Genomic DNA, 12663 nt, shown 5'->3' with positions numbered 1-12663 from the left:
GTATAAACCAACAAATATGAATAAAACCGTTTTTATAACAGGCGCAACGGCTGGCTTTGGTGAGGCCTGCGCAAAGAAATTTGCGGCTAACCACTATAACGTTATCATTACCGGCCGGAGAAAGGAGCGCCTGGAGCAACTGGCGGAATCGCTGGCCACCGCACACGCTGTTGAGGTGTTGCCCCTTACATTCGATGTGCGGGATCGCGGGCAGGTGGCCGCGTCCATCAGCACGCTGCCCGATGCATGGAAACGGATCGACGTATTGATCAACAATGCGGGCCTGGCTGCAGGAAAAGACGACTTTGACAAAGCCAGCCTGGACGACTGGGATACCATGGTGGATACCAACCTGAAGGGATTTGCCTATGTGGCCCAGGCCATCTCCCGGCTGATGATCCCGCACAAGCGCGGACATATCATTAACCTGGGATCCGTGGCAGCCAAACAGGTGTACAGCCAGGGCAATATGTATTGCGCCACCAAACATGCCGTAGACGCGCTCTCCCGGGCCATGCGCATCGACCTGCTGCCCCACCATATTAAGGTAACCGCCATTCACCCCGGGGCGGCGGATACAGAGTTCTCTATGGTCCGCTTTAAAGGAAACCGTATTGTCGCCGATAAGGTATATGACGGGTTGATCCCCCTGGTTGCCGCCGATGTAGCGGAAACTATTTTTTACTGTACCACGCTTCCGGATCATGTTTGTATCAACGACCTGGTGATCAGCTGCACACAGCAGGCCGACTGTTTTTATTACGACCGGGAATAAGACTTTAGCCGGAAACCGTCGGCTTTCGGATATCAGTCCGTTACCAGGTATTAGTGCGATGCCCATCCGGCATGAAACCGCGCCGGACCTAAAACGTTAACAGGTCTGACGGAAACACTTCCCCAGCATTCAGTACCTTTGCATATTAAACATTTATTCTATTGGCAATCAAATTTGGTGTAGCGGGCAGTGGCAGCTGGGCAACAGCGCTGGTAAAAATATTAACCGATAACGGGCATAAGGTAAACTGGTGCCTGCGCAGTGAAACAGCGATCGGGTTTATCAAGCAGCGGCATCACAATCCCAAACACCTTACATCCGCTGTACTCAATACAAGATCCCTGTATTTAACAACAGATCTGCCTGCGGTCATTGAACGCTCGGAAGTGCTCATTCTTGCCATGCCCTCTGCCTACGTGGCGGAAAGCCTGCAGGAGCTGGGCCCCGGTGCGCTCAAAGGCAAAAAGATCCTCTCTGCCATAAAAGGCATCCTTCCCGGGGAGAACATCCTGCTGAATGAATACCTTGAACGGTATTTTGATGTTTCCCTGAAAGACTATTTTGCCGTGCTGGGCCCCTGCCATGCAGAAGAAGTAGCAGCTGAAAAGCTCTCTTATCTTACGTTTTCCGGTGTGGATGAGCTCATGTCTGCAAAGATTGCCGGGCATTTCAAATCACCATTTATCAATACGGTGGTCAATACCGATATCCTGGGGGTGCAATATGCCGCAGTATTAAAAAACATTTATGCACTGGGGGCCGGTATTGCACACGGGCTGGATTACGGTGATAATTTCCAGAGCGTATATATTGCCAACAGTGCGGATGAAATGGCCGGCTTTTTAAGAAAATTCGGGGCAGAACACATCGTGGTAGGGGAGCATACCGATGTTGATGACCCTGAAAAAAAATACGCCAATTATTCGGCTTCCGTATACCTGGGGGATCTTCTCGTAACCTGCTACTCGCTGCACAGCCGGAACCGTACTTTTGGCAACATGATCGGGAAAGGATACAGCGTGCAGGCAGCACAACTGGAACTGCGCATGGTAGCCGAGGGCTATAATGCGGCCAAATGTATTTATAATACCAACAGGTCGCTGAAAGCGGAAATGCCGATCGCCGAAACGATCTACAACATCCTATGGGAGGGCTTACCCCCTGCAAAAGGGTTCGAAAAAATTGAAGGTTTTCTTATCTGATTCTTTTTGCCACTGAGGCTCAGAAATATTGCTTTTCTTATTCCCTTTTCCGGGCATATATCGCAATGGAAACCTAAAAGTATCCGTGCTTCAGTGGCAATCCCCCAGGCCTTGGCAAACTGCGCGATTTTCATTATATTGGCAAAGCATCCGATTGTTTATTTTAATGTTTTGCATATGTCTATGACGGTATTTCCAAACGGTTTTGACTCCTGGCAGAAAACCCATTTTGAGGTTGTGGAAGCTCTTTGTTACCTGCGGGATATTGAAGAGCCCAGCCAGCATAAAAGTTTCAGCGAAATGCTGAACCGCAGCGCCACGGAAGAATTGTACCAGCTGGCCCGCGAGCTGACCGATAAATTTGAAGAAGCCACGAAAGGACAACCCCGGGACCGGACGCTTTTTGAAGAGATCGAAGAATTTGTGGCCAGGGAGGTAAAAGAGCGGGCCGGTGAAAGATAAAATACCGGATGAGATGTTAGACGTTAGATATTAGACAATGGACAAGAAGCCGTTTTGAGCAGGTCAATAGTCAAAGGAGCCCCATCATAAAATAGTGGTCATTCTCCGGACCCGTGAAAGATAAAATACTAAATAAGGAATCAATCCCGGAATGCGCCCGAATGTTCGGGAAACCATCGACCATTGACTATTGACCATTAACATTGGTTAGATCCGTATTGCTTGCGGGATCTCATTTCCTTTTCAAATTGAATATGCTTCATTGCTTATTTTATTTCTTAAAGCAATAAGCCCCGGCAGATAACTACCGGGGCCACAACTATAAACTATACACCCAAACTCCGCTCCCGTATTACAACGGGATTGAATTTTCACAGGAATCAGTCTGGTTTTTTACCATCCAGGAAGGTGTTAATGGTATTGATCTGACCCTGATTTTTATCATCGGAGCTCACTTCAAACTTACTATAGTAGCTTTCGATATGATTGGAGTTGTCCTGCAATTCCATGTTACGGCGGATATAGGCCGGTACCGTTTCATATTCGTTGTTGGGATCACTGCCGTTCACATTAAAAGAAAGGTTGCGTAGCTTTTGCAGCCGCTCTACCTGTTTGCGTTTCTGCAATTGCATTTCTTCCTCCGGGCTCAATTGTAATTGCACGGGTTTTTCTTTTTCGAAATGGTTCACCGGCATTGCAACCTCGTCCCGCTGCAGGTCTGTTTTTTCCACCAGCTCCATTTTTTCTTCAACAGGATTGGATACCGGCGTATTTGCTACAGGCTCTTCTCTTTTGGGCTCGGCATAAATATTAGAAGGCTTGGCCAGGTAGCTGCGTATACCTACCCCTGCAGAATGATCCTGTTCGGGTCCGGTGGCTGCCACCGGCTGCTCCAGGACCCGGTCTTCGCTGGGCATTGCGGGGGAAAGGAACGCCTGCTCCTCTTCTGCCACAATCTCCACGGTCACTTCCTTAACCACTTCCGGTTCGGCTGTCGCTCCTATTTTTTCATTGTCCTCTGCCGACAAAGTGTAGTGCACATCAGCAGTCTCTTTCCCAAAACCCAGGTCTGCCATATCTTCCAGCGTTGGCATGGGTGCATCAAAAAACTGCGGCTCGTCCACCAGCTTGGGCATCATGGGATCCACCTGCAATCCCAGGCTTTTTTCGGCTTCTTTCAGCTCATGTTCCGCTACTTCCGGAGCTTCTACTCTGGGAGCGATCTTCGGTGCGGTGTTTTCCTGTGGTGTCAGGGTCATTACGATCTTTCCTTCGTCCTGTTCTTCTTTTTTCAAAACCGGTTTTACGAACGGGTCTTTATTTTCAAAACCGGTTGCGATCAGTGTAATACCGATCTCATCACCCAGTGAATTATCGTAACCGAGACCCAGGATCACATCGGTGTTTTCCCCGGCCTGGCTTAATAAATGAGCCTGGATCACTTCCACTTCGTCCATCGTAAATTCCGAATCGCCTTCTGCAGAATTGATATTGATCAGGATCCATTTAGCCCCGCGAATATCATTGTCATTCAGCAACGGAGAGTTCAGCGCCTCTTCAATCGCGCGCTGCGCACGGTTTTCGCCGGAAGAGGTAGCGCTACCCAAAATAGCAACCCCGCCGTTCTTCATCACCGTGCATACATCCGCAAAGTCTACGTTGATCTGCCCGGTGCTGTTGATCACATCAGTAATACATTTTGCTGCGGTTGCCAGAACATTATCTGCTTTTTCAAAAGCTTCGCGCATTTTCAGGTTGCCGAACTGGTGCCGCAATTTATCGTTGCTGATCACCAGCAGGGTATCTACATATTGCTTCAGGATCTTGATCCCTTCCTCTGCCTGCTTATGGCGTTTTTTACCCTCATAAGCAAAGGGCATGGTCACAATCCCAACCGTAAGCACCCCAAGATCCTTACAGATCTTTGCGATGATCGGAGCACCACCGGTTCCGGTACCTCCACCCATTCCGGCCGTAATGAATGCCATCTTAGTATTTACTTCCACGATACGCTTGATCTCCTCCAGCGACTCCTCGGTTGCCTGGCGGCCGATCTCGGGGTTGGCACCGGCTCCCAGTCCGGATGTAAGCTGCGGGCCAAGCTGGATCCGGTTCGGGATCTGGCTGTTTGAAAGTGCCTGGGCATCTGTGTTACAAATAATGAAGTTTACTCCGTCGATGTTTTGACTGAACATGTGGTTAACAGCATTACCGCCGCCGCCACCTACTCCGATCACTTTGATGATCGAGGACTGTTCTTTAGGTAGATCAAAATGTATCATCTTTTAAAAATTTGTGGTTTCCCTTCCATGAAAACCTGTTTGTAAATGGGTTAATTATAGTTGTTGTTTGTTGTTGTGCTTATAAATGGCCGTCTTCTTCTTCCTTGAAGATATCGATGATGCCATTTTTAAATTTGTCCCAGAAATTTTTCAGGGGTTGTCTTTTTTCTACAGTAGCCGCCGCCACATTTTCTTCCGCCACCAGTACTTCAGCTTCCATACCTGCGGCAGGTGCTCCCTGCTTGATCAGGTCCTGTGGCACAGGAATATTGATGAAACTTTTTTCAAACACCTTCCGGTTGTTTTCAAAATCATCATAGCCTTTAAGGATCAGCCCCAGACAGGTAGAGTAGGTGGGTTTAGCCAGTTCTTCGATATGCCCCGCTGCCAGGTGCTCATTGGGCAGACCGATCCGCGCCGGCAGGCCAGTAACATATTCGGTCAACTGGATCAGGTGGCGCAGCTGGGATCCGCCACCGGTCAGCACGATCCCCCCATTTAACTGGCGGTTGTCCATACCGATCTGTTTCAGGTGGTAGGTTACAAAGTCCAGGATCTCGCTCATCCGGGCCTGGATGATATTGGCCAGGTTCTTGACACTGATCTCTTTTGCGGGCATTCCGCGTAACCCCGGTATGGTAATGTAAGCATTGGCCTTTGCTTCATTGGCCAGGGCGCTTCCAAACTGGGTCTTCATTTGTTCTGCCTGGCTTTTTAATACGCCCAAACCGGTTTTAATATCATTGGTGATATTTTCTCCGGCAAAAGGGATCACAGCCGTATGACGCAATACACCGTCTGCGAAAACGGCCAGGTCGGTAGTACCTCCGCCAATATCCACAATGGCCACGCCTGCTTCCAGGTCCTCCTGACCCATTACTGCTGCGGCAGATGCCAGCGGCTGCAATACGAGGTCTTTGGTGTATAAGCCTGCTTTTTCCACACTGCGGTTAATATTCCGGATGGCGTTCTTATCGCCGGTAATGATATGGAAGTTGGCCCCCAGTTTTACGCCGCTGTATCCGATCGGCCGTACAATATTGGGCATGTTATCAATCGTATATTCCTGGGGGATCACATCAATGATCTGGTCACCTGCAGGAATATAGGTTTTATACTGCTTGCTGATCAGCAGATCCACCTCCGCCTGCGAGATCTCTTCTTCCTCGCTCTCGCGCACGATATCGCCGCGGGTCTGTAAACTTTTTATGTGATGACCGGCAATACCTACATAGACCTCGCCGATATTCAGGTTCGGGTTTAACGATAAACAGTTCTCCAACGCCATTTTAATAGCCTTGATCGTTTCATCGATATTCAAAACCTGGCCATGTTTTACCCCGTTGGAGTTTGCTTTACCAAAGCCAAGGATTTCCAGTTTTCCAAATTCGTTTTTGCGCCCGGCAATAACAGCAATCTTGGTGGTTCCAATGTCCAGTCCTACGATAATGGGTTGTTCAGGATTCATATATTTCGTTTTTAGTTGTTCTTTTTAGCGGATGTTTTCTTTGTTGCAACTTTTTTCTCAGCGCTTTTTTGCTTTGACGGTGCTGTCTTTTTTATAACGGCCTTGTCCCTGGCTGTTGTTTTTTTGTTATCCGCAGCTTTCGATACGGGTTTGCGGGAAATGTCTTTTTTAACAGGCTGCTTTCCCCCTGTTTTTGCTGCCGGTTTCGGATCTGCGCTGTTCCTGTGCGTTTCTTTTTTGGCAGCAGGAACTTTTGGACCGGCCACTTTTTTTACAGCTGCGGGAACGGCAGCAGGGAGTGCCGCTGGCTTTACGTCATCTTTTCCGGCCATTGCCGCCAGGGTATCTGCCCCCTCCTCATCACTGACCGGCAATGCATACAGCCCCGCTGCATCGGCAGAAGTATCGGCAGCCGGCAAACGGAGGCCCGGTACTACCTGTGCCACCTCTATCAGGTCATTGGCCTTGCGCGACTGCTGCAGCAACTCCTCAATATTTTTGCGAAACTGTAATGAATCCAGCTTCGAGTCATCTCCTCTGACCCCCACTACCTGTCCGTTGTACTGCACATCGATCCGCTTATACTTATCAAAGCCGGTCCGCTTCAGTACCTGGTCATAAAACAGGTACAGGCGGTGAAATTTGGAGGCAATATCGCTGCCATCGCCCAGGTCAACCCGGTGATTCCCCACTACCGGTATCATTTCCATATTCCAGCAGTCGCTGCCGCATTTGCGGATATCGATCTGCGACACCTGGGATACCCAGAAAGAATCGGTGTTAATAAAAGAGGCTGCAGCGATCATATTTTCAAGCAGCGTGCTATCCGCTGCCTTCATAACTTTCGGATTCGGATAACCGGTAAACACCGGAACATCCAGAGAGGTCTTATCCGAAAGAGGGATCTGCTTTCCTGCCTCATCCATATAGAACGACTGGCCGTTAGCCGTAAATACCCGCGCCAGTGGTTTGCGTTCCGTAACGTTCACCCGGAGGATATCCTTATTATCAAAATACAGTTCTGCATTGTATACCCAGGCGCTCTGCTCCAGCAGGTCTTCAATACGGGGGAGGTTAAAGCCACTTTTCCGTTGCCCCTTTATGGTCCCTCCCGAAGCTTCTTTCAAAAGCTTTACGATCTGCTCTTCGGAAGTAAACAAACTTCCCCCGCCCTGCGCTCCGCGGATATGGATCTCGTATCCCCTGCAGTTGCTTCCATCCTGCGCACGCATGGCAGCAGCGATCAGTGTAAACATACCGGCCCCCACACCCAGCCACATGAGTGTCAGCAACATTCTTTTTATAGCTCTTTTCCTGCTCACTTTCTATTTAATAAACGATCTTTTACAGGTGCCACCATCTTATCAATATCACCGGCTCCTGCCGTAATGATCACTTCGCCAAACTCCTGTTCCCTGTTTTTTGAAAAATCATCTTCCACCCATTTCAGCAATGCCTCCTTTGTCATCAGCACAGGATCTGCCCCCTCCATCAATTCAGCAATGGTATTGCTTTCGACTCCGGGTATCGGTTGTTCCCGCGCAGGATAAACAGGCAGTAAAACCGTCCTGTTTACCGTGCTCAAAACAGCAGCAAAATCCTGGGCAAAATCCTTTGTACGGCTGTACAAATGCGGCTGGAAAATTAACGTACATTTCTTTTGAGGAAACAGGGTTTTTACACTATTTATCAACGCCTTCAACTCCTCCGGGTGATGTGCATAATCATCGATAAAAACAAGGTTTTTTTCTTTGATGATGTATTCAAACCGGCGCTTTACCCCTTTGAACGACGCTACTGCTGTTCTTATCTTTTCCGGGTCAATATTTAAAGAGCCTGCCACTGCAATTGCGGCTACCATGTTCTCAATATTATGCATGCCGCCCATGTTCAGCTGCAGCCCCTCTATCAGCTGCGCCGGCAGCACTACATCAAATACATACCCGCCATCCTGTATTTTGATATTGGCCGCATAAATATTGGCGCTATCGTTTTGCAAACTGTACTGCCACATCCGCTCGGCCTTCAATTCCCGGCCAATACCAAGCTTCCGGATCAGCAGCCCTCCTCTTTTTAACCGCTGTGCAAAATCGGCAAAGGCCTGCCGCACCTGCTCTGCAGAACCATAAATATCCAGGTGGTCCGGATCAATGGCGGTCACTACGGCAATATCCGGGCTGAGCTTTAAAAAGCTGCGGTCGTATTCATCCGCTTCAATCACACAAACATCCTTTTCGCTGCTCCAGAAATTGGTATCGTAGTTGGCCGAAATACCGCCAAGAAAGGCATTGCATCCATACCCGCTGTCGCGCAGTAAATGCGCGATCATGGTAGTGGTCGTCGTTTTACCATGCGTGCCTGCCACACATATATTGAAAGAACTTTCTGTTATCTTTTGTAATACTTCACTCCGCTTCATTACCGGGTATCCGCCGGTCTTATAATTGTTCAGCTCCTGATGATCCGCCGGTATCGCGGGCGTAAACACGATCCAGTCTGCATCCCGGGGCGCCCGTTCCGGGTTGTCTTCATAATGTACCGGTATGCCCTCGTTTACCAGGGCCTTTGTCAAGGCCGTTTCCGTTTTATCGTACCCGCTTACAGCGATGCCCTTTGAATGAAAATAACGTGCAAGGGCACTCATTCCAATCCCCCCGATCCCGATGAAGTACACCCGTTTTATAGTTTCTATTTTCTTTTCCTGCACGTTATATGGTTTTTAAAATTTCGTTGGCAACCCGCTCGTCTGCATCGGTAACCGACAATGTTGCCAGCACCCCGCTCATATACTTGCGGGTAGCTTCATCCTTTGCCAGTTCGATCACCTTGCCAATGGCCGTATCCTTTGCCGCCTCATCCTTTACCAGCCAGGCTGCGCCTTTGTTCACCAGCTGCAGCGCATTCACTGTCTGATGATCCTCCGTTGCAAAAGGGTACGGCACAAAGATGACGGGCTTTTGTGCCACACAGATCTCCGCAACGGTCATAGCACCGGCCCTCGCCATGATGATATCGGCTGCCGCATAGGCATACTGCATTTCCGTTATAAATTCATTTGCCCATATCTCCTTATGCGCTACAGCGATCTCCATGGCTTCTTTCGACAATGTTTTCCCTGTTTGCCAGATCAGCTGCAGTCCTGCCTTCAGCAGTTCATCCACATGGGCTGCCACAGCTTCATTAACAGAGCGTGCCCCCAGGCTGCCCCCTACCACCAGCACGGTGATCTTATCCGGCGACAATGAAAAGTACTGTAATGCCGTCTCCCGGCTGATGTTCATGGTTGCAATAGACTGCCGCACGGGGTTACCGGTGATCAGGATCCGGTCGGCCGGGAAGAATTTTTCCATACCGTCCGTTGCCGTAAATACTTTTGTAGCATTTTTACCCAACAGGATATTGGCCTTACCGGCAAATGAATTGGATTCATGAATAAATGTGGGGATCCTTTTAGACTGGGCGTATTTCAATACCGGGAAGGTAGAATATCCCCCCACGCCAATGACTGCATCCGGCCGGAAGGCTTTAAAGATCTTTCTCACCTGGAAGAAGCTCTTCACCAGCTTGAACGGCAAGGCTATATTTTTTATCAAAGAGCTGCGGTTAAACCCCGCTATATCCAATCCCTCGATAGCATAGCCGGCCTGGGGCACTTTCTCCATTTCCATTTTCCCCTTTGCGCCTACAAACAGGATCTGTATCGACGGATCTTTCCGCTGCAGGGCATTGGCAATGGCAATGGCAGGGAAAATATGTCCCCCCGTTCCACCACCTGCTATGATCAATTTCTTATGCATCTGTTTTTTCTGCAATAGCTACTTCCACTACTTCTTCCGGGGCTTCCTCCACTGCCGGCCGGGGCCGGTCCAGGTTTTCCACGTTCCGGGATACGCTCAAAATAATTCCAATGGCCAGGCAGGTAAACAGGAAACTGGACCCGCCCATACTTACCAGCGGCAGGGTTACCCCGGTTACAGGGAACAGGTTTACCGTTACCGCCATATTGGCCACCGCCTGAATGGCCAGGGTAAAACTCAGCCCCAGCGCCAGGAAGGCTCCAAAGGCAAACGGACATCTCTTAAAGATCCGTATGCAGCGATACAGGAATACGATATAAATGAAAAGAATAAACGCCCCACCGATCAGTCCATACTCTTCAATAATAATGGCAAAGATGAAATCATTATATGCCTGGGGAAGATAATCTCTTGTAGTGCTGTTACCCGGTCCCACACCCACAAAGCCGCCTTTTGCAATAGCGATCTTGGCCTGGTTTACCTGGTACATTTCATCATTGTCCGCTTCCTTGCCTCCGTAAATAAAATTTTCAACACGCCCGATCCAGGTATCCACCCTTGTGGTCAGTCCGCCGGTGGCTTTTTTTACAGCCTGTGTGGTTTCTGTGGTGTCAATATCTTTGCCGCTCTTGTGCCGTACCATGGCCGCCATAACCAGCATGATCATCGGTATCAATGCCAGGCCTACTACCAGCAACAGGTGCTTTACACTTGCCCGGCCGATGAACAATAACATCATGCAGCTGGCGCCCAGCAACAGGGCGGTTGATAAATTGGCCGGTGCAATCAGCAAACAGGTGATCCCGATGGGGATGACAACCGGCAGAAATCCTTTTTTAAAACTCTTGATCACCTGTTGTTTCCTGCTCAGCAAACGCGCCAGGTACATAAACAACGCCAGCTTTGCCAGGTCGGAGGTCTGCATGGTCATATTGATGAGCGGCACCCGGATCCACCGGCTGCCTTCATTCATTTTTACCCCGAAGAATAAGGTATAAGCCAGCAGCGGGATACTGAGTATAAAAAGGATCCGCGCTACTTTTGAGTAGATGGTATAGTTGACCCGGTGCGCAAAATAAACCGTAGCAAACCCCGCCAGGATAAAAAACACCTGTTTAAACAGAAAGAACTCCGTGTTTCCCTTATAATTTTTATATGCGAGGGAACCGGTGGCGCTGTATACCGCCAGCAGGGATACCAGCGTAAGCAGTACCACCAGCGCCCAGATCACTTTATCGCCCCGGGCATGCTGATCCAGCCCACCCTTCCAGCTCCTGCTAACGGCTGCTTTTTCTTCCGTTGCTATTTCCGCGGTTGTATCCATTTGCCAAATGCAATTTTATAATTCAATTACGGCACGCTTGAACTGCGTACCCCGGTCTTCATAATTCTTAAACAGGTCAAAGCTGGCACAGGCAGGGCTCAATAATACCACATCACCTTTTTCTGCATGGGCAAAAGCAGCGCCCACAGCCTCTGCCGCGCTGGCCGTATCAATGATCACCGGCACGCTTTCCTTAAACGCCGCATGGATCTTTGTATTGTCCACACCCAGGCAAATGATGGCTTTTACCTTTTCTTTTACAAGTTCTTCCATCAATGCATAATCATTTCCCTTATCCACACCGCCCAATATAAGCACGGTGGGCTTTTCCATACTTTCCAGCGCATACCAGGTGGAGTTCACATTTGTGGCCTTGCTATCGTTGATGAATTCAACCCCCCTGATGGTGGCTACATGCTCCATGCGATGCTCCAGGTTCTGAAACGTCTGTACCGCTTCCCGGATCTTTTCTTTCCGGATATCCATTGTTGCTGCTGTAACGCATGCCGCCATAGTGTTATACTGGTTGTGTTTACCTTTTAGTGTAAAGTCATAAATACTCATATTCATGAAATCTTCACCCGTTCTTACATACATATCGCCATCCTTGATAAAAGCCGCGTTATTTTCTCTTTCCATGCTAATCGGTAGTTGAATTGATTGAATATTGAATTTGTCTGTTGATTCCTTGGTTACCGGGTCATCTGCGTTGTATATGAAATAATCTGTTTCCAGCTGGTTCTTTACAATGCGGAACTTGCTCTTTATATAATTTTCGAATTTGTATTCATAGCGATCCAGGTGATCCTCTGTAATATTGGTCAGCACGGCTATATGCGGCCGGAACCTGTCAATATCATCCAGCTGAAAACTGCTTACTTCCACTACATAAACCGGCCTGGGGTCAATGGCCACCTGTTTTGCAAAAGAGGTGCCGATGTTACCCACCAGCGCAGCATCCAGCCCTCCTACCCGGCAGATATGGTGGATCAGTGAAGTGGTGGTTGTTTTTCCGTTGCTTCCCGTGATGGCAATGATCCGGCTATTGCCCGCAAACCGGTAAGCCAGCTCTATTTCGCTGATCACCGGGATGGCGCCGGCCCTTATTTTTTTTACCAGTTCATTCTTCTCCGGTATACCGGGGCTTTTTACCACTTCATCCGCAGCCAGCACCCGTTCTTCGGTATGTCCGCCTTCCTCCCATTCGATGCCAGCCTGCTGCAGTTCGCTGCGGTATATTTCCTTCAAAGAACCACCATCGGATAAAAAAACGGCATACCCCTGCTGTTTCGCAAGCAACGCTGCTCCCACACCGCTTTCACCACCGCCCAGTATAACCAGTTTTTTTGCCAT

10 protein-coding genes are annotated in these 12663 nt (G+C 49.1%); 3 read left to right on the top strand and 7 right to left on the bottom strand.

Translation table 11 applies throughout. The features are described 5' to 3' along the window. The first annotated feature begins 16 nt into the window (after nt 1-16). The 3 genes from BLS44_RS13800 to BLS44_RS26240 all read left to right on the top strand — a co-directional run bounded on the left by BLS44_RS13800 (nt 17) and on the right by BLS44_RS26240 (nt 2439). Complete coding sequence (locus tag BLS44_RS13800) at nt 17-775, top strand: SDR family NAD(P)-dependent oxidoreductase (protein ID WP_090390682.1); 759 nt, start codon at nt 17-19, stop codon at nt 773-775. Between the two features lie 161 nt (nt 776-936). Beyond that, the gene (locus tag BLS44_RS13795; RefSeq protein WP_090390681.1) at nt 937-1977 is read left to right on the top strand and encodes an NAD(P)H-dependent glycerol-3-phosphate dehydrogenase; all 1041 of its coding nucleotides are present in this window, start codon (nt 937-939) and stop codon (nt 1975-1977) included. 177 nt (nt 1978-2154) lie between these two features. After that, on the top strand, nt 2155-2439 hold the full coding sequence (locus tag BLS44_RS26240) for a hypothetical protein (protein ID WP_176954416.1): 285 nt from the start codon (nt 2155-2157) through the stop codon (nt 2437-2439). A gap of 380 nt (nt 2440-2819) precedes the next feature. Here the strand turns inward: BLS44_RS26240 and ftsZ are convergent, their stop codons facing one another. From ftsZ to murD, 7 genes are all read right to left on the bottom strand, one after another. Then, nucleotides 2820-4721: a cell division protein FtsZ gene (gene ftsZ / locus BLS44_RS13785; RefSeq protein ID WP_090390679.1), complete on the bottom strand. Its 1902-nt coding sequence runs from the start codon at nt 4719-4721 to the stop codon at nt 2820-2822. Nucleotides 4722-4800: 79 nt separating this feature from the next. Further along, nucleotides 4801-6189 carry a cell division protein FtsA gene (gene ftsA / locus BLS44_RS13780; protein WP_090390678.1) on the bottom strand — a complete coding sequence of 463 codons (1389 nt, stop codon included), beginning with the start codon at nt 6187-6189 and terminating at the stop codon, nt 4801-4803. Nucleotides 6190-6200: 11 nt separating this feature from the next. Next, nucleotides 6201-7511, bottom strand: a complete 1311-nt coding sequence (locus BLS44_RS13775; RefSeq protein WP_245729215.1) for a cell division protein FtsQ/DivIB — start codon at nt 7509-7511, stop codon at nt 6201-6203. Then, complete coding sequence (murC, locus tag BLS44_RS13770; RefSeq protein ID WP_090390676.1) at nt 7508-8896, bottom strand: UDP-N-acetylmuramate--L-alanine ligase; 1389 nt, start codon at nt 8894-8896, stop codon at nt 7508-7510. Before murC ends, BLS44_RS13775 begins: the two co-directional genes overlap by 4 nt. Before the next feature lies 1 nt (nt 8897). Beyond that, entirely contained in the window at nt 8898-9986 is a 1089-nt protein-coding gene (gene murG / locus BLS44_RS13765; RefSeq protein WP_090390675.1) for an undecaprenyldiphospho-muramoylpentapeptide beta-N-acetylglucosaminyltransferase, read from the bottom strand. After that, nucleotides 9979-11310 (bottom strand): FtsW/RodA/SpoVE family cell cycle protein, encoded by a 1332-nt coding sequence (locus BLS44_RS13760; protein ID WP_090390674.1) that lies wholly within the window; start codon nt 11308-11310, stop codon nt 9979-9981. Before BLS44_RS13760 ends, murG begins: the two co-directional genes overlap by 8 nt. 15 nt (nt 11311-11325) lie before the next feature. Next, complete coding sequence (murD, locus tag BLS44_RS13755; RefSeq protein WP_090390673.1) at nt 11326-12663, bottom strand: UDP-N-acetylmuramoyl-L-alanine--D-glutamate ligase; 1338 nt, start codon at nt 12661-12663, stop codon at nt 11326-11328.

It is taken from the genome of Niabella drilacis (genome assembly GCF_900101395.1).
GTDB lineage: Bacteria > Bacteroidota > Bacteroidia > Chitinophagales > Chitinophagaceae > Niabella > Niabella drilacis.
Note: the sequence above shows the minus strand (reverse complement) of the source record. Positions and strands in the feature narration are given on the sequence as shown.

Bases quoted from the DNA above. Each gene is read 5' to 3' on its own strand.
- BLS44_RS13800 (WP_090390682.1), top strand. From the start codon at position 17: ATGAATAAAACCGTTTTTATAACAGGCGCAACGGCTGGCTTTGGTGAG.
- BLS44_RS26240 (WP_176954416.1), top strand. From the start codon at position 2,155: ATGTCTATGACGGTATTTCCAAACGGTTTTGACTCCTGGCAGAAAACC.
- ftsZ (WP_090390679.1), bottom strand. From the start codon at position 4,721: ATGATACATTTTGATCTACCTAAAGAACAGTCCTCGATCATCAAAGTG.
- ftsA (WP_090390678.1), bottom strand. From the start codon at position 6,189: ATGAATCCTGAACAACCCATTATCGTAGGACTGGACATTGGAACCACC.
- murG (WP_090390675.1), bottom strand. From the start codon at position 9,986: ATGCATAAGAAATTGATCATAGCAGGTGGTGGAACGGGGGGACATATT.
- BLS44_RS13760 (WP_090390674.1), bottom strand. From the start codon at position 11,310: ATGGATACAACCGCGGAAATAGCAACGGAAGAAAAAGCAGCCGTTAGC.
- murD (WP_090390673.1), bottom strand. From the start codon at position 12,663: ATGGCAAAAAAACTGGTTATACTGGGCGGTGGTGAAAGCGGTGTGGGA.